The organism is Methylobacterium sp. ARG-1, assembly GCF_001262595.1.
Lineage (GTDB): Bacteria > Pseudomonadota > Alphaproteobacteria > Rhizobiales > Beijerinckiaceae > Methylobacterium > Methylobacterium brachiatum.
On record NZ_LHCD01000001.1, the window covers coordinates 270,711 to 287,581 of the forward strand.

Sequence of the window (16,871 nt, forward strand, 5' to 3'; positions counted from 1 at the left end):
TCCGGATCGAGCGCGGCCTCCGGTACGGTGCCGGATGCGGCGCGGGTTCCCGTTCCCGAGCGGGAGAGGCACAGGGTGAGGGGCCAGGTCTTTCCGGAAAGCGCGTACCCCTCACCCCAGCCCTCTCCCGCAGATGGGGGAGGGATAACCGCGCCCGAAGACGGCCTCGGCTGGCCCCAGATCGTCCGCCTCGGCCTGGTCCAGACCGCGCTGGGCAGCGTCGTCGTGCTGATGACCGCGACGCTCAACCGGGTGATGGTGGTGGAGCTGGCGCTCCCCGCCCTGGTGCCGGGGTTCCTGGTCGCCCTGCACTATGCCGCGCAGGTGCTGCGTCCGCGCTGGGGCTACGGCTCGGACCGGAGCGGGACGCGTACGCCCTGGATCGTCGGCGGCATGGCCGCCCTCTGCGTGGGCGGGTTCGGGGCGGCCTGCGGCACGGCGCTCGCCGCCACCGATCTCGCGCTCGGCCTCGCCCTGGCGGCCCTGTCGTTCCTCTGCGTCGGGATCGGCGCCGGGGCCGCCGGGACCTCCCTGCTGGTGCTGCTCTCGGGGGGCGTCGCGCCGGCCCGCCGCGGGGCGGCCGCGACCATCGTCTGGGTGATGATGATCCTGGGCTTCGCCCTGACGGCGCCGCTCGCCGGCCACTTCCTGGATCCGTTCTCGGGCCTGCGCCTCGTCGCGGTCTCCGGCTCGGTCTCGGCCATTGCCTTCATGGTGGCCGTGCTGGCGCTGGCCGGCGTCGAGCGCCGCCTGCCAGTGCGGGCGCCGGAGCCCGAAGCGGCCAAAAAACCGTTCTTCACGGTGCTGGCCCATGTGCTCGCCGATCCCGTAGCCCGGACCTTCACGATCTTCGTGTTCGTCTCGATGCTGGCCTACAGCGCCCAGGAGCTGATCCTGGAGCCCTATGCCGGGCTGACCTTCGCCATGACCCCCGGGGCCACCACCAAGCTCGCCGGGCTGCAGCATGGCGGGGTGCTCGCCGGGATGCTGCTGGTCGCCGGCGTGACGCTCGCCGCCCGCGGCACCCCCCTCGCCTCCCTCAGGCTCTGGATCGCGCTCGGCTGCGCCGGCTCGGCCGCCGCCCTGTTCGCGCTCGCCGCCGGCGGCGACCTTCTGCCCCTGCGGCCGGTGGTGTTCGCGCTGGGGGTCGCCAACGGCGCCTACGCGGTCGCCGCCATCGGCTCGATGATGGCCCTCGCCGGCCGCGGCGACGCAAGGGAGCGCGGCACCCGCATGGGTGTCTGGGGCGCGGCCCAGGGCATCGCCTTCGGGGCCGGCGGCTTCCTGGGGGCCGCCGCCGTGGATGCGGTGCGGCTCATCACGGCCGAGCCAGTCCAGGCCTACGCCGCCGTCTTCGCCGCTGAGGGGGGCCTGTTCCTTGTCGCGGTGGTGCTGGCCCTGCGGCTCGAGCCCGTCCGGGCCCCGGGCCGGACATCTGTCCCGCTCAATCCCATCCTCGGCGCGAGGTGACGCGATGGCTCGGTTGCATGGTGATGCGTCCTACGACGTCGTCGTGGTCGGTGGCGGTCCCGCGGGAGCCACGGCGGCCACCGAGCTGGCCCGGGCCGGGCACGCCGTGCTGCTCCTCGACAAGCCCGGACGGATCAAGCCCTGCGGCGGCGCGATCCCACCCCGGCTAATCCGCGACTTCGCGATTCCCGATTCGCTGCTGGTCGCCAAGATCCGCTCCGCCCGGATGGTGGCGCCAAGCGGCAAGGCCGTGGACATGCCGGTGGGCGAGGGCTTCGTCGGCATGGTCGACCGCCAGCATTTCGACCCCTGGCTGCGCGTCCGCGCCGAACAGGCCGGCGCCGACCTGCGCGCGGCGGCCTACGAAACCATCACCCGGCCGGATGACGGCCTGCCGCTGGTCCATTTCACCACCGGCAAGGGCGAGGCGCAGGCCCGCCACGCGGTCCGGGCGCGGCTCGTGATCGGCGCCGACGGGGCCTGCTCGCCGGTGGGCCGGGCCGAGGTGCCGGGCCACGACCGGATGAAACAGGTCTTCGCCTATCACGAGATCGTCCGGGTGCCGGGCCCGGACGCGCCGGGCGGCGACGCCGTCGATGGCACCCGCTGCGACGTCTACTATCAGGGCCGGCACTCGCCGGATTTCTACAGCTGGATCTTCCCGCATGGAGAGACGGCGAGCATCGGCACCGGCAGCGCCAAGAAAGGCTTCTCGCTGCGCTCCTCGATCCGGGCGCTCCGCGTCGCCACCGGCCTCGATGGCGCCGAGACGATCCGCCGGGAGGGCGCGCCCCTGCCGCTCAAGCCCCTGAAACGCTGGGACAACGGCCGCGACGTGCTGCTGGCGGGCGATGCAGCGGGCGTCGTCGCCCCGGCCTCCGGCGAGGGCATCTACTACGCGATGCTGGGCGGCCAGCTCTCCGCGGAGGCCGCCAAGAGCTTTCTGGCCACCGGCGATGTCCGGGCCCTCGCGCTGGCCCGCCGCCGCTTCATGAAGCTGCACGGCCGCGTGTTCTGGATCCTCGGGATGATGCAGTGGGTCTGGTACCGCAGCGACGGCCTGCGCGAGCGCTTCGTGTCGATCTGCCGGGACAAGGACGTCCAGCAACTGACCTGGGACAGCTACATGAACAAGGAGCTGGTCCGCGCGAAGCCCGCCGCCCACGCGCGGATCTTCTTCAAGGATCTCGCTCACCTGTTTCGCTGGGTCTCCCCGTGAGCGTTCTGGGCCTCGATGCCGGCTCGGGGCCGCCGGCCGTGGCGGCCCTCGCCGCCGTGCTGGTGGCGCTGGCCGGCGGGCTCGCGACCCGGACCGACGCCTGGTACCGGCACCTGCGGGTTCCGGCCTGGAAGCCGCCGGACTGGGCCTTCGGGCCAGTCTGGACCGTGATCTTCCTGCTCACCACCATCGCGGCCGTGATGGCCTGGAACGGCGATTCCGACCCCACCGCCCGGCTGCTGCTGGTGGCCGCCTACGCGGTGAACGGCGTGCTCAACATCGCCTGGAGCGTGCTGTTCTTCCGGTTCCGCCGGCCCGACTGGGCGCTCGCCGAGGTTGCGGCCCTGTGGCTGTCGATCGCCGTGCTGGTGCTCGTCACCGGGCGGGTCTCCGCCGCGGCGGGGCTGATGAACCTGCCCTACCTCGCCTGGGTCAGCGTCGCCGCCTGCCTGAACCTGCGGATCGTGCGTCTCAACGCGCCCTTCGGGGAGCCGGCGTGATGGAGCCGCCGTTCGCTGCCGCCAATGCCGTCGCCGACGCCTTCGCCTCGGGCCGGATCGTCGATGGGATCCTCCTGCTCGTCGCCCTGGAGGCCCTCGTCCTCGCCTGGCTCAGCCGCCGGGGCGGGCCGCCGCTGCCGTCCCTGCTGGCCACGCTCGCATCCGGCGCCGCGCTGATGCTGGCCCTGCGGGCGGCGCTGGCGGGGGCCGGCTGGGTCGCGGTCGCCGGGTGGATGCTCGCCGGGCTCGCCGCCCATCTGGCCGATCTCGGCCTGCGCTTCCGGTCCGCCACGGCACATCGCCGCATCCCGGCGCCGTCCGGAACAACGCCCCGAACGGCCGCGTTCACGCGCCTCACAAATTTCAAACAACTCTAAACTCGGGATGGGAGACGCGGCATGCAGCGCACGAGAGCCCTCTCCTCCGGCCGCGTGCCGCCGATCCGGACCGCGCCGATCCTGGCGAGCCTGTTCCTGGCCGCGCCGGCGCTGGCGCAGGACGGGTCGGCCGACCAGATCGCGCGCGGCAAGTATCTCGTGACCATGGGCGACTGCGCGGCCTGCCACACGGCGCCGGGCGGCAAGTACCTCGCCGGCAACTACGCGCTGAACATGCCCTTCGGCGTGATCATGACCCCCAACCTCACCTCCGACAAGGAGACCGGCCTCGGCAACTGGAGCTATGCCGACTTCGACCAGGCGTTCCGGCACGGCTACAGCAAGAACGTCGGCTACCTCTACCCGGCCTTCCCGTTCGGCTGGTTCACCAAGGTCACCGACGAGGACACCCAGGCGATCTGGGCCTACCTGCAATCGGTCCCGGCCGTGAACGAGAAGCGGCAGGAGAGCCAGATCCCGTTCCCGTTCAGCGTCCGCACGGCGCTGGTGACGTGGCGGACCGCCTTCTTCACCGACGAGCGGTTCAAGCCCGATCCGAATGCCAGCACCGAGGTGAACCGCGGGGCTTATCTCGTGGAGGGGCTCGGCCACTGCGCCATGTGCCACAACGAGAACAAGCTCGTCGGCAATTCGAGCTTCGCCGGCCGGTTCGGCGGCGGCGTGATCGACGGCTGGTACGCCCCTAACATCACCCCGGACGGCCACCAGGGCATCGGCGCCTGGACCGACGAGCAGGTGGTGACCTACCTCAAGACCGGCACCGCCCCGGCGTCGCCGCCGGCCCGATGCGCCAGACCATCATGGAATCCCTCTCCAAGGTGAAGGAGGAGGATCTGAAGGCGATGGTCGCCTATCTGCGCACGGTCCCGGCCAAACAGACCTACAAGCCCAAGGATCTCGCCGCCTTCGACACCGCCGACGCGCCGGGTGCCTCCACCTACCTGACCTACTGCTCCTCCTGCCACCAGCCCAACGGCAAGGGCATTGAGGGCGCGGTGCCGGCTCTGGCCGGCAACACCTCGGTGATGTCGGACGGGCCCGAGACGGTGCTGCGGGTGATCTATGGCGGGCTGGCCGCCCAGAGCGGCTACGCCCCGATGGTGGCGATCGGCCAGCAGATGACCGATGTCGAGGTCAAGAACGTCACCGACTACATCCGCAATTCCTGGGGCAACAAGGCGCCCCCAATGACCGGCAACAAGGCCTCCGAGGCCCGGGCCGCCACCAAGACCATGCTGGCCGGGACCGCCCCCTGCGCCGAGATCGAGCAGGACACGCTGAAGGCCGCTTTCGACAAGGTCGGGGTCGCGGCGACCCTTGCCGGGCTGAAGCAGCAGGATTTCGTGCCGACCCTGGTCCGCCTGGTGCCGCAGATCAAGGCGGCCGACACGGGCGCCAACGACGACGACCTGGTCAATGCTCTGACCACCGCCTTCTGCAAGGTCGGCCGCGACGATCCGCAATACGCCAACCCGAGCTGGCCCGCGGTGATCGGCTCCTTCGCCAACGTGACCTACAGCCAGGTGAAGAACCCGGAGAAGCAGGCGGCGAACGTCCCCACCGCGATCACGCCGCCGGCGAAGAACTGATTTTTTTTGGACGGGCGGGGCGTGGTGCGCCCCGCCCGTCGTTGCGAGGGTAACGAAGCAACCGCTTGATTTGCCACGCTGGTGTTGTCTGGTTTTAAGTGCGTGCCGTCTCGGGTGTTCAGGCCGGTTCGTGGTGCCGCACCTTCGAAAGGTCCGTCTCGGCCTCTGCCCGCGAAAGGTCGTGCGCGGTCTGCAGGTTGAGCCAGAACTGGGGTGTCGTCCCGAACCGGACGCTCAAGCGAAGCGCGGTATCCGCGGTCACGCCGCGGCGTTCGCGAACGATCTCGCTGAGCCTGTTGGGCGGGACGTCGATCTCGGCGGCGAGGCGATTGGCGCTCAATCCGAGCGGCGCCATGAACTCCTCGCGCAGAACCTCACCGGGGTGCGTGCGCAGGCGGGGCATGGGGTTATCCTCTGTGATAATCGACGATCTCGACGTTCTCGGGGGCGGTGTCGCCCCACGTGAAGCAGATGCGCCATTGGTCGTTGATGCGGATGCTCCACTGTCCCTCGCGGTCCCCGCTCAGCTTCTCGAGCTGATTGCCGGGCGGGGAGCGCAGGTCGCCCAACGCTGCCGCGGCGTCGATCATGTCGAGCTTGCGCAGAGCGACGGTTTTGAAGGCACGCCATCGCCGGTGACAGGTCTCGTGGCGGTGGAGCGCCTCCGTATCCCTGTCCGCGAAACTCTGAATCACCGCCGGGTATTACGTTGTACGTAACGCGTATCAAGCGCGGCGTAGAGTGGCAAGGGTTCGGGAGCGGGCGCTTCAGCCCCCGCCCGGTTACCTTCAACAGATAATTCCGGGCGCGCCTGGGGCGCCCCGGAATGAGTGGGCGGGTGGCGCCGCCCTCCCCGGGGAACGGACGCGCCTGCGTCTCGTTTGAACCCGAACCTCTCAGCCCGGAGTCCCCGTGTCCAGCCTCGTCCGCATCCTGCTCGCGATCTTCATCCCGCCGGTGGCGGTGCTCGTTGCCACCGGGTTCGGTATCCAGTTCCTGCTGAACATCCTGCTCTGGGTGCTCGGCTGGCTGCCCGGCACGGTCCACGCCCTGTGGCTGATGAACCGCGAGCGGCCGCTGCTCTGACGAGCCGCGTCAAGCCGCGGGCGGCAGATCCGGGAAGGTGATCGCCACGTGCACACCGGCATCGCCGCGGATGTCGAGCGCGCCGTCAATCTGCTGAATCAGGGATCGCACCAGGCTGAAGCCCAGCGAGCCCTCGCGCGGGCCAGCCATCCCGACCCCGTCGTCCCGGATCGCCAGCGCGACCCGGCCTGGCTGGTCCCGGCGGAGCCCCACCGCGATCGTGCCGGAGCGGCCGGACGGGAAGGCGTACTTGATCGCGTTGGTGATGAGTTCGGTGAGCGCCAACCCGAGCGGGATCGCCGTGTTGGCGCTGATGGCGATCCTCGGCTCCACGGCAACGTCCAGGCGGATGCGGTCGTCGCCGTCGGCCATCGCGGTCAGCGCAGTGCACAGGTCGATGACGTAGCGGCCGGCATCGACCTGCTGGACATGGTCCGACCGGCTCAGCAGGTCGTGCGCCCGCGCCATGGCGTTGAGCCGCTTCTGAGCCTCGTCGAACAAAGCCGTGACGGCTGGATCGGGGTGGCGTCGTCCCTGGAGGCGCAGCAGGGCCCCGGCGATCGACAGGCTGTTCTTGGCCCGGTGGTTGACCTCGACCAGCAGCATCTCGCGCTCTGCCGCGAGCTTCGTCAGCCGGTCGTTGGCCGCCTCCAGCGTGCGGGTCCGCTCGGCGACGCGCTCTTCCAGCTCGGCGGCCAGCGCTTTCAGCCGCGTCTCGGCGTCGAAGCGCCGGGTGATGTCTAGGTACGAGAGGAAATGGTTGGTGACGGTGCCCTGCCCGTCATCGAGCGGGCTCGCGAACAGCATCGCTCGGTAGCGCGTGCCGTCCTTCCGGTACTGCTCGATCTCCAGGCTCGCGCTGCGGTTCTCGCGGATCGCCGCCTCATAATCCTGGATCGCCGCGGGGTCCGTTCCGGGCCCGTTCATGAAATGCGGGTCCTGCCCGAGCAATGCCTCGGGATCGTAGCCCGACAGCTCCACCATGGCCTGGTTGGCGAAGATGATCGGGTTGCCCGGCAGGGTCGCGTCCGTGACCATCATCGGCATGCGGGTGAGCCGCACCGCATCGACGAAGATCCCCCCGTGCTCGCGGATCGCCTCGACGTGACGCTCCGCGAGCCGCCGCGCATCCGTATCGTCGAGGCCCGGCTGGAAGTCGTTCATGGGTGACCGTAGGCCGGGAGCGCGCCCCTGCCAAATCCCGGTCGCCGGACCCGGCAGCCGATCAGGGCTTGGCCTTGGCCTCCGGCTCGCCCTTGCGCAGGGCGAGCTTCGGGTCGGACTTGGTCTCGGCCTTCGCCTCGACCTTGGCGGTCTTCACCGGGTGCGGCTTGGCCGCCGCCTTCGGGGCGACCGCCCCAACGGCCTGTACCGGCTTGGCCGCGTCCGGCACCACGGCGGCATCCACCGCCGGGGTGGCGGGGGCGGGCTTCTCCTTGTCGAACAGCGAGCCGAGCAGCTTCTGGTAACTGGCCGGATCGCCGTCGGCATCGGCGACCGCGATCCGGGCCGGCTTCTCGGAGACCGAGGCGGTGGTCTCGACCCGGTCGGGCTCGGCCCGGCTGGCCATGAGCGTTGCGACGGCGGGCTTCTGGCCCCGGACGGGCTTGGCGGCGGCCTTGGCGGGCGCCGGCTCGGCGGCGGCCATCATGGTCGGCTGGCCCTTCGGGCCGATCTCGATCTCCTGTGGCCCGGCCGCCAGGGTCTCGGGACGGCTGACATCGCCGAGATTGTGCCGGCCGAACTCCTTGGCGTCGTAGGGCAGCACAGTCTCGGTGCCGCCGAGGCTCGCGAAGGCGCTGGCATTGTTCTGCGGGCGGAACACCGGGTTCTGGCCACCGTCCTGGTAGACCACCCGCACGGCCGGGGTGCCCTTGGCCACGAGCTCGGCGACCTCACGCTCGTCGCGCTCGCGCTTCTCGGCCACCACCGGGTCGACCTTCGGCTTGCACGAGCCGGCCGCCGCGTCCGAGCCGCCGAACACGTATTTGGTGCCGCACTGGCCGACCTTCGGCTCCTCGCGCAGGGCCTCGAAATAATCCGAACCCTCCTTGAGGTTCTGCCAGAACGGCATGTTCGGGTCGTTGCGGAACTTGGCCATGTTCTGGGCCGTCATCCGGAACGGGTAGGACTGGAACTGGAAGCTGCGCTGGCCGCCGATGAACGCCTCGCGCGCCACCGCGTAGATCTCCGCGATGGTGGCGTCGGTCATGGCGAAGCACCCCGCCGACGAGCAGGTGCCGTGGACCATCAGGTACTTGCCGGTGCGCCCGTTGGCCCGGTCGACGGCATTCGGGAAGCCGGTGTCGAAGGACAGGTAATACGAGGAGTTCGGGTTCATCAGGCCCGGGGTGATCGTGTAGAACCCCTCCGGTGCCTGCCGGTCGCCCTCGCGGACCTTAGGGCCCAGCTGGCCGGACCAGCGGCAGATCGGGTAGGTCTTCAGCAGGGCGTAGCGCCCGTCGCTGCCGCGCTTCCAGACCTCCATCTCCGCTTCCTTCTTGTAGGCGCGGATCAGGATCGGGTCGGATTGCTGCATGCCCTTGGTCTGCATCAGGGCCAGCGTCTGGGGGGCGATGGGCGCGATGCTGCGCGCGGTCGGGCCGCTGATCCCGGAGCCGTCCTGGCAGCCGGCCAGAGCAAGGGCCAGCAGGGAAGCGGCCGCCAGCAGTCGCGCAGTCGCGAGACGCGCCGTCATGGGGAACCTCGTCGTCTTCGTGCCCCCGGCGGCCTTTTGATAGCCGACATCGGGGGCCACTCCCCAACCCAATAGGCTCGTTAAGCTTGCACCTTTGTTACCGCAAGCGCCCGGGTGCAACACTGCACCGGAGTCTCCGGTGGACGGCGATGCCACCGGGCCTGCAGGATAAGGCCTTTTGGGCCGGATCCTCGGCGACGAAAATTCTTTCCCCAACGGGTTCTCGAGCTGTTCAGACGTCCACGCGTCCACGCCGTCATTCCGGGCTCCGCTCTGCGGCCCCGGAATGACGGCGTGATTGATCCGGCCACTCTATCGATGGCGAGACGCGCGCCGCACCGGCCGGCTTGTGCCGGTTCGGTAAAATCGTCAGCTTTCGATGACGGGCAACGGCTGCTGAATCAGCGAACGATGGACACCAATATCCGGATCGATCCAGGCCTGAGGGAAGCCGGAACCGGTTGGCGTCGGCCATGACAGCGCTCTCGCTCGACACTGATGCCCTGGTCCGCCGGCTCAAGGCCCCCGGTCTATCCGAGGATCTGTCCGAGGCGATCACCAGCGCGATCCGCGAGAGCCGCAATGCCGATCTCGCGAACCTCGTCACGAAGACCGATCTGTCCGATGCCAAGCTGGACATCATGAAACGGGTGATCGGATCGCTCGGCTTCCAGACGATCGCCACCGTCAGCGCCATCGCGGCCCTGTCGCGCACCATGCACTGACGGAACCGCAATCCCCAGGACCGCGACGCGATCCACGCGGTGTTCGTGGGCGGACCGGCCATGCCGGCCCGAGTGCGGGTGCTGGTGGACTTTTTGGCGGAGCGGATGCGCGGGGGGGGAGCGAGGGCTTTAGGAACTCACACCGCCCGGCACGTCGGTCTCGGCCGACTCGTCCCGCGGCGCCGCGAGCAGCCCGAGCACCGCCACGGCGCATAGGATCGTGAGGGCGGCCAGGGTCTAGGGTCTGGACTCGATCAGCACCAGAAAGCGGTGACGGCGGCGAAGGCGACGGCTGAGGCATAGTTGCGGGCGAGCTTGTCGTAGCGGGTGGCGACGCGGCGGAAGTCCTTGAGGCGGTTGAAAGTCGCCTCAATGCGCCAGCGTTCACGATAGCGCCGCTTGTCGTGGCGGATGCGTCGCTTGCGACCACGCTTGCCCGGGACGACCGACGTGATGCCCTGCGCTCGCAGGTCGGCGCGCAGCCACTCGGCATCGTAGCACTTGTCGGCAGCCAGACGCCGGATCCGGCCGGGCGCTTCGGCCAACACCGCAGGCGCGGTCGTCACGTCGCTGGCGTTTCCGGTCGTCAGCCGCAGGACGCCGGGGCGGCCGAGGACATCGGTGAGCGCGTCGATCTTGGTCGTCTGGCCGCCGCGCGTCCTTCAACAGGCTCAGGATGAGGGGGCCGATGGCCTGTGTCCTCGCCCCCCTTTGCCGCCGTGGGCCGAGCGGTGAGCCCGCCCATAAGTGCTGTCGAGGGCGGCTGCGTCGCCTGCCCACCCGGCCTTGGCCAGATCTGCCAACATGGCCTTCCAGAAGCCGCGGCGGGACCACCTGTTGAACCGGTTGTAGACGGTGGTGCGTGGCCCATACTCCGCCGGGCAGTCGCGCCAGCGGCAGCCCGAGGTGAGCACGTGCAGGATGCCGGAGATGATCTGCCGGTCGTCCCTCCGCTCGGGTCCGGGCTGATCCCTGGGCATGAACGGTTCGATCACCGCCCAATGCGCGTCCGAGAGCCAGAACAGGTCCGCCATCGCCACCTCCAGGCCGCAAAACGGCCGCCTAAATTTACAAAACGACAAACCCTGCAACAGCTTGGTGCGGTTCACACCCTAATCGGCCGACATGAACAGCCTCGGCGACATCGCAGCCTTCGTGCGCAGCGCGGAGCGGTTGAGCTTCGTCGAAGCCGGGCGCGACCTGCGCCTGTCGGCCTCGGCGGTGGGCAAGGCCGTGGCGCGGCTCGAGGCGGAACTCGGGGTGCGCCTGTTCCACCGGACCACCCGGCGGGTCTCGCTCACCGAGGAGGGCGCCCTGCTGCAGGCCCGCTGCCGGGCGATCCTCGACGACCTGCGCGAGGCCGAGGCGCAGGTCACGCAGAGCCGGCGGGCGCCGCGCGGCATCCTGCGGATCAGCCTGCCGATCGTCGGCTACCGCTTCCTGGTGCCGGTGCTGCCGGAGTTCCGAGCGCTCTATCCCGAGATCGAGCTCGAGCTCGATTTCAACGACCGCCAGGTTGACCTGGTGGAATCCGGCATGGATGCCGCGATCCGCAGCGGCAGCCTGGTCGATTCGCGCCTGATGGCCCGGCGCCTCGGCCCGTTCCGGTTCGTGCTCTGTGCCGCGCCGGCCTATCTCGACCGGGCCGGCACGCCCCGGCACCCGGCCGAGCTCGCGGGCCACGTCGCCCTGCGCTTCCGCTTCCCCACATCCGGCAAGCTGCAGGACTGGACCCTCGCCGAGCCGCCGCCCGCGGGCCTGCGCACCGCGCTCACCTGCAACAACATGGAGGCCCTGCGCGCCGCCGCGATCGGCGGCCTGGGCATCGGCTGCATGCCGGATTTCTTGGCGGAGTCGGCCTTGCGCGCGGGCAGCCTGATCCGGATCCTCGACCCGTACCTCACCGATCCCGGCCAGTTCTCGATCCTGTGGCCGGCCGGGCGGCACATGTCGGCCCGGCTGCGCGCCTTCGTGGATTTCGTGAGCGCGCGGTTGTTTCAGGCAGAAGAGGCAGGACCCGGTGGCTGCCGCACCGAAACATTCCCACCACCCCCTCATCCTGAGGTGCGAACGCAGTGAGCCTCGAAGGAGGGCTCCAGGGATCGCGCCGCTGGCTGGAAGGCTCCTTCGAGGGCTTCGCTTCGCTACGCGGTCTCAGGATGAGGGGAAGATCTGGAATTAAGAGAGCCAGGCCCCGGGCGATCGCCCCCTACGCGAACAACGCCGGCCGCCGTGCCGCTTCGGTGCGGATGATCTCCACGAGCTTGGCGTCCTCGGCCGGGTCGGCGAGGCGCAGGCCGACCGGGGTCGAGCGGGTCTGGATCGTCAGCCAGCGCAAGGTCGGCCGGAGGTCCGTGGCCTCTACCACCGCCACCCCGGGATGCTCCGGCTGGAGCTGCAGGAAGGTCAGGTGGTTGCGGCTCGCCCGGCGGCCGAGGAGGTCGTCGATCGCCTCGACCGTCTCCCGGGGCGTGTGCAGATGGGTCATCATCCACAACCGGTTCTCGGTGCCGGCCGAGTCGAGGGCCACGCGCAGGCGGCGCACGCCCTCGGTCAGGAAGGCGTAATCCGCCGCGTTCGCCGCCGGATCATGGTGATTGAACACGCATTCGAGCCCGTGCCGCTCCCGGTAGAGCCGGTGCCGGCCGCGCCAGATGTCGGGGCCGCGCCGCTCCGCCTCCGGGATGCTCTCGAGCTGGCTCCGGTCGGTGAGCGCGGCGAAATCGTCGTCCAGGCAGTCCCGGACCATGCCGGGCATGGAGAAGATCCAGTCCAGCGGGCCGGACCAGTGGCGCAGGTCCAGGGTCTTGAGCACGTGCGCCATCTGGCAATTGCAGCCGAGCGAGACGTGGTTGTGCCCGCCCGGCTCGCGCGCGTCGCGCCGCCCGAGGAGCCGCCCGAGGGCGCCCAGCAGGCCGCCCGTCGCGCCTGTGGAACTCACAGGGTCCGGCCGATGGCGAGGAATTTTTCGGCGCGGCGGTCGCGGATCTCCACCGGGCTCAATCCCTCGAACTGGGCGAGCGACTCGGCGATGGCGTCGCCCGCGCCGCGGATCGCCGCCTCGCGGTCGCGATGCGCGCCGCCGGTGGCCTCCGGGATGATCCCGTCGATGACGCCGAGCCGCAGCAGGTCCTGGGCGGTGATCTTCATGGCGGTGGCGGCCTCGTGGGCCCGGCCCTGGTCGCGCCACAGGATCGAGGCGGCGCCCTCCGGCGAGATCACCCCGTAGATCGCGTGCTCCAGCATCAGCACCCGGTTGGCGGTGGCGAGCGCGATGGCGCCGCCCGAGCCGCCCTCTCCGATCACCACGGCGACGTTGGGTACGCCGAGCGCCAGGCAGGCCTCTGTGGAGCGGGCGATGGCCTCGGCCTGGCCGCGCTCCTCCGCCTCGATGCCCGGATAGGCGCCGGCCGTGTCCACGAAGGCGATGACGGCTAAGCCGAACCGGTCGGCGGTCTCCATTAGGCGGACCGCCTTGCGGTAGCCCTCGGGCCGGGCCATCCCGAAATTGTGGCGCAGCCGCGCCTCGGTGGTGGCGCCCTTCTCCTGGCCGAGCACCAGAACGGGGCGCCCGCGGAAGCGGCCGAAGCCGCCCAGGATCGCCTCGTCCTCGCCGAAGCTGCGGTCGCCGGCGAGCGGGGTGAATTCGGTGATCAGCCCGGCGCAGTAATCCACGAAATGCGGGCGCTGCGGGTGGCGGGCCACCTGGGTCTTCTGCCAGGGCGTGAGGCTCGCGTAGATCTCGGCCAGGGCCTGGCTGGCCTTGGCCTCCAGCCGGCCGACCTCTTCGGAGATCGAGACGGCGCCATCGCGCTCGCCGACCGCCCGCAATTCCTCGAGCTTGGCCTCCAGCTCGGCAACCGGCTTCTCGAAGTCGAGGTAGGTGCGCGTCACCGCCATCGTGTCACAGGTCTTCCCGGGTTCGCCGCTCCGGAAGCGGCGGGCGCGAGGTGTTGGCGATGGCGGGTGTGGTGTCAACCGGCGCCGGGTTCGAGCAGCTTTGCGCGCGCATCCCGAGGCGGGATTTTTCGGCGGCGCGGTTGCGGTGGCGGGAGGGTGCGTCAGGTCGAGGCGCGCAGGGTCTCGTGAGGTGCGCAAGTCGTCTCCGCACCGGCGCATGCAGGGCGCGACGCGCTCCCTCTCCCGCACAGGAGAGAGGACCCAAGCCTCGTCCAGAAACCGCGTGACTCCAGCCGCCCGCTCGCGAAGGGCGACCTGTGACCAGCGCCATCCGTCATATCGATTGGCCAGCGTTCAACACGGCCTGCCTACCCGATCAAAAAAATCAGGCCGCCAGGTCTTCCCGGGCGATGCGGCGGCAATGCTCCAGGTAGCCGCGCTGGTGCGCGCCCATCAGGTCGGTCACCGCCGACCAGAGCCAGCCGGGGGTGTCGGGGCCCTGGCCGGGCGCGCGCACGGTGTCGCTCCAGCCTTGGCGGTCGGATGCCGACATCTGGCGGCCGTGAGAGCGGCCCAGGATGGCGGCGAGATGGCCGGAGACCCGCACCGCCTCCCCCCGGGAGAACTGCTCGGCGTCGATCTTGAGATCCTGCGGCATCAACTCGCGGACCGTGACCGGGGTGCCCTGGAAATGGGTGGCGACCATCCGGTCGCCGAGATTCGGCGACAGGGCGCGGGCGCCGGCCACGACTCGGGCGGCCGGGTCGGCCGGCATGTCGGCCCCCGGGGCGGCCGGGGCGAGGAACGGCACCGCTTCCTTGATGTCGAGGAGTGCGAGATGCGGGCGGTCGCCGCCCAGGATCTCCACCAGGCCGGCGTAGCGCAGGCGGCCCAGCGAGCTGCACCCCTTGATCCAGTAGGCGGCATCGAGCAGCCGGATCTCCGCCCCGGCCTCGGCGCCGCCGAGCGCCAGGACCAGCCGGTGCACCTCCGAGTCGCGGCTCAGCGCCTCGAACGCCTCCTGCTCGGCGGCGTCGAGGTCGAAGAACCGGTCGCCGCGCGGCAGGCGGGCATCCTTGCCCTTGAGCCGCTCCCGGGACAGGTGGCGCCAGCGGCGGCCGAGCGCCCGGCGGCGCGTGGTGGCGACGATCTCGGATTCGGCGACGCCCCGCTCGGCCTGTTCGGGATCGAGAACGCCGTCGGCGTAGCCCACCGCCATGGCATCCATCATCCGGGCGGTGACGAGGCCCGGCAGGGTCGCGTTGAGCGCGGCGGTGACGAGCGACAGGGCCAGCCGGACGAGGTCGAAGGCCGGGTTCGACACCAGGGTCTGGTCGAGGTCGCGGATCTGGATGTCGATCCGCCCGTCGGGGCCGGCAACCGCGCCGAGATTGCCGAGATGCGCGTCGCCGCAAATCCAGACTGGCGGCCCCGCCGGCAGGGTGCCGGCCGGCATGGCGGCGATCAGGTCGTAGAACTGCGCAGTGCTGCCCCGGACATAGGCGTGCGGCGAGGAAGCGATCTTGCACAGGCGGCGCTGTTCCAGCTCGCTCGCCTCGCGCCCGGACCGGGCCGGCACCTGCATATCCATCCGCGTCGTCCGATCCTCTGCTGCACCCGATCCGAACCAGGTCGGATCGATGTTGGGTGCGAGGTTAGATTTTCATCCTTGAGCGCGGGTGAGCATTTTGCCGCAGCAGAAAGCGGCTTCGCGATCCGGCTTTCCATCCGTGATGCAATGGCGACGGATAAGCACGCCATCATTCCGGCGCAGCGCAGGCCCGTGCGAAATCTAGAAGTGCCCTGGGGTGCAAGATCTTGAGCGGTGAGGCGTTCTGGAACCCGAGTTCCGGTTGCGGCCCCGGAATGAGGGGGCGAGCCTTCACGCCACCGGGGGGCGATGCCTCTTCAGGCCGCCTGCTGCTCGACCCGGTTCCGCCCAGAGGCCTTGGCCCGGTACAGGGCGATGTCGGCGCGCTTGAGCATGTCGCCCGGGCCGGCATCCTCCGGATGGCGGATCGCGACGCCGATCGAGACCGTCACGGGGATCGTCCGGGTCGCGCGCTGCACCGAGAACGGCAGCGCCTCGACCTTCTCGCGGATGCGCTCGGCGATGGCCCGGGCCTCGGCGAGGCCCGCCTCCGGCAGGATCACCACGATCTCCTCGCCGCCGTAGCGGGCGACGATGTCCACCGGCCGCGTGTCCTGGCGGACCCGCTCGGCGAAGGTGCGCAGCACCTCGTCGCCGGCCTCGTGGCCGTAGCTGTCGTTGATCGCCTTGAACCGGTCGATGTCGAGGATCAGCGCGGCGAGGCCCGGGCGCCGGGCGGCCTCGTCGGCAAACAGCGCGCCGAGATGGTTGTCGAGGTAGCGCCGGTTGTGCAGGCCGGTAAGCGCGTCGGTGACGGCAAGCTGCAGGGAAGCCTGCATGGCGCCCCGCAGGGCATCCGTGAAGCGCTTGCGCTTCACCTGGGTGCGGACCCGGGCCATCAGCTCGTTGCGGTCAACCGGGCGCATCAGGAAATCGTGGACGCCGAAATCGAGGCCGCGCACGACGCGGGCGCGGTCGTGCTCCTCGGCCACCATGATCAACGGCATCGCCCGGGTGGCGTCCTGCGAGCGGAGCTGGCTGCACAGGCGCAGGCCGTCGAACCCGGCGAGGTCCAGGCTCACCAGGGCGAGGTCGAACCCGCCCTCTGTGGCCAGGCGCAGCGCCGCCTGCGGGTCGGGCTCGATCGTCACCGCGTGGTGCTGGCGCAGGGCCCCGGCCATGCGCTCGGCCGAGCCGGGCCGGTCCTCGATCAGCAGGATCCTGGCGTCGAGGCCGGTCTCGGCGGTAGCGAGCGCCAGCGGATCGCCGATGCCGAACTCGCGCGAGGCGAGCGCCCGCTGGCGCAGCTCGTCGGTGACCGCCTTGAGGCGCACGAGGCTGCGCACCCGGCTGAACAGGGCGGTGTCGTCCACCGGCTTGGTCAGGAAGTCGTCGGCGCCGGCATCGAGGCCCCGCAGGCGGTCGGAGGGCTGGTCCAGCGCCGTGACCATCACCACCGGGATGTGGGCGGTGACCGGGTTGTTCTTGAGGTAGCGGCAGACCTCGAACCCGTCCATGCCGGGCATCATCACGTCGAGCAGGACCAGGTCGCACAGGCCCTTCTCGCAGATCGCGATCGCGTCCGGCCCGTTCATGGCGGCGATCGTGTCGAAATATTCGAGCCCGAGCTTCGTCTCGAGAAGCTTCACGTTCGGGAACAGGTCGTCGACGATCAGGACGCGGGCCGACATGGTT

The 16,871-nt window shown here is 70.3% G+C and carries 15 protein-coding genes and 3 pseudogenes; 9 read left to right on the forward strand and 9 right to left on the reverse strand.

Going from position 1 to position 16,871, the window contains the following annotated elements:
- Positions 1 to 144 precede the first annotated feature (144 nt).
- The 5 genes and pseudogenes from AKJ13_RS01235 (at position 145) to AKJ13_RS01255 (ending at position 5,176) form a co-directional block, all read left to right on the forward strand.
- Complete coding sequence (locus tag AKJ13_RS01235) at positions 145 to 1,470, forward strand: BCD family MFS transporter (protein WP_050731857.1); 1,326 nt, start codon at positions 145 to 147, stop codon at positions 1,468 to 1,470.
- A 4-nt stretch (positions 1,471 to 1,474) separates the two neighbouring features.
- Complete coding sequence (locus tag AKJ13_RS01240) at positions 1,475 to 2,689, forward strand: geranylgeranyl diphosphate reductase (protein WP_050731758.1); 1,215 nt, start codon at positions 1,475 to 1,477, stop codon at positions 2,687 to 2,689.
- On the forward strand, positions 2,686 to 3,189 hold the full coding sequence (locus AKJ13_RS01245) for a TspO/MBR family protein (protein WP_050731759.1): 504 nt from the start codon (positions 2,686 to 2,688) through the stop codon (positions 3,187 to 3,189). The genes AKJ13_RS01240 and AKJ13_RS01245 overlap by 4 nt, the downstream gene beginning before the upstream one ends.
- A complete protein-coding gene (locus AKJ13_RS01250; protein WP_050731760.1) occupies positions 3,189 to 3,566 on the forward strand; it encodes a hypothetical protein in 378 nt (125 codons plus the stop codon). Before AKJ13_RS01245 ends, AKJ13_RS01250 begins: the two co-directional genes overlap by 1 nt.
- Positions 3,567 to 3,587: 21 nt before the next feature.
- Positions 3,588 to 5,176 (forward strand): annotated as a pseudogene (locus AKJ13_RS01255) (c-type cytochrome).
- Positions 5,177 to 5,294: 118 nt separating this feature from the next.
- Here AKJ13_RS01255 and AKJ13_RS01260 read toward each other — a convergent pair.
- Positions 5,295 to 5,579 carry a HigA family addiction module antitoxin gene (locus tag AKJ13_RS01260; RefSeq protein ID WP_050731761.1) on the reverse strand — a complete coding sequence of 95 codons (285 nt, stop codon included), beginning with the start codon at positions 5,577 to 5,579 and terminating at the stop codon, positions 5,295 to 5,297.
- Positions 5,580 to 5,583: 4 nt separating this feature from the next.
- A complete protein-coding gene (locus tag AKJ13_RS01265) occupies positions 5,584 to 5,871 on the reverse strand; it encodes a type II toxin-antitoxin system RelE/ParE family toxin (RefSeq protein WP_050731762.1) in 288 nt (95 codons plus the stop codon).
- A 217-nt stretch (positions 5,872 to 6,088) separates the two neighbouring features.
- On the opposite strand from AKJ13_RS01265, the gene AKJ13_RS29960 reads away from it, so the two are divergent.
- Positions 6,089 to 6,262 (forward strand): YqaE/Pmp3 family membrane protein, encoded by a 174-nt coding sequence (locus AKJ13_RS29960; RefSeq protein ID WP_064774594.1) that lies wholly within the window; start codon positions 6,089 to 6,091, stop codon positions 6,260 to 6,262.
- A gap of 9 nt (positions 6,263 to 6,271) precedes the next feature.
- Here AKJ13_RS29960 and AKJ13_RS01270 read toward each other — a convergent pair whose 3' ends face one another.
- Together AKJ13_RS01270 and AKJ13_RS01275 are read right to left on the reverse strand one after the other, a co-directional pair.
- Positions 6,272 to 7,426, reverse strand: a complete 1,155-nt coding sequence (locus AKJ13_RS01270; RefSeq protein WP_050731763.1) for a histidine kinase dimerization/phosphoacceptor domain -containing protein — start codon at positions 7,424 to 7,426, stop codon at positions 6,272 to 6,274.
- Between the two features lie 61 nt (positions 7,427 to 7,487).
- Positions 7,488 to 8,960, reverse strand: coding sequence for a murein L,D-transpeptidase family protein (locus AKJ13_RS01275; RefSeq protein ID WP_050731764.1), 1,473 nt, complete (start codon positions 8,958 to 8,960; stop codon positions 7,488 to 7,490).
- 473 nt (positions 8,961 to 9,433) lie between these two features.
- Here AKJ13_RS01275 and AKJ13_RS01280 point away from each other — a divergent pair, with 473 nt between their 5' ends.
- Together AKJ13_RS01280 and AKJ13_RS32500 are read left to right on the forward strand one after the other, a co-directional pair.
- Positions 9,434 to 9,685, forward strand: coding sequence for a hypothetical protein (locus AKJ13_RS01280; protein WP_050731765.1), 252 nt, complete (start codon positions 9,434 to 9,436; stop codon positions 9,683 to 9,685).
- A gap of 9 nt (positions 9,686 to 9,694) precedes the next feature.
- Positions 9,695 to 9,901, forward strand: a pseudogene (locus tag AKJ13_RS32500) (hypothetical protein); the annotation flags it as partial.
- Between the two features lie 38 nt (positions 9,902 to 9,939).
- Here the strand turns inward: AKJ13_RS32500 and AKJ13_RS30080 are convergent.
- Positions 9,940 to 10,719: pseudogene (locus tag AKJ13_RS30080) on the reverse strand (IS5 family transposase).
- Between the two features lie 91 nt (positions 10,720 to 10,810).
- Between AKJ13_RS30080 and AKJ13_RS01295 the strand changes: the two are divergent.
- The gene (locus tag AKJ13_RS01295; RefSeq protein ID WP_050731766.1) at positions 10,811 to 11,764 is read left to right on the forward strand and encodes a LysR family transcriptional regulator; all 954 of its coding nucleotides are present in this window, start codon (positions 10,811 to 10,813) and stop codon (positions 11,762 to 11,764) included.
- 130 nt (positions 11,765 to 11,894) lie between these two features.
- On the opposite strand, the gene AKJ13_RS01300 is transcribed toward AKJ13_RS01295, so the two are convergent.
- From AKJ13_RS01300 to AKJ13_RS01315, 4 genes are all read right to left on the reverse strand, one after another.
- Entirely contained in the window at positions 11,895 to 12,626 is a 732-nt protein-coding gene (locus tag AKJ13_RS01300) for a DUF1796 family putative cysteine peptidase (RefSeq protein WP_050731767.1), read from the reverse strand.
- On the reverse strand, positions 12,623 to 13,585 hold the full coding sequence (locus tag AKJ13_RS01305) for an acetyl-CoA carboxylase carboxyltransferase subunit alpha (RefSeq protein WP_050731768.1): 963 nt from the start codon (positions 13,583 to 13,585) through the stop codon (positions 12,623 to 12,625). The genes AKJ13_RS01300 and AKJ13_RS01305 overlap by 4 nt, the downstream gene beginning before the upstream one ends.
- Positions 13,586 to 13,970: 385 nt before the next feature.
- A complete protein-coding gene (locus AKJ13_RS01310; protein ID WP_082316824.1) occupies positions 13,971 to 15,176 on the reverse strand; it encodes a DUF2252 family protein in 1,206 nt (401 codons plus the stop codon).
- 317 nt (positions 15,177 to 15,493) lie between these two features.
- Positions 15,494 to 16,867 carry a PleD family two-component system response regulator gene (locus AKJ13_RS01315; RefSeq protein WP_007560975.1) on the reverse strand — a complete coding sequence of 458 codons (1,374 nt, stop codon included), beginning with the start codon at positions 16,865 to 16,867 and terminating at the stop codon, positions 15,494 to 15,496.
- Between the last annotated feature and the right edge of the window lie 4 nt (positions 16,868 to 16,871).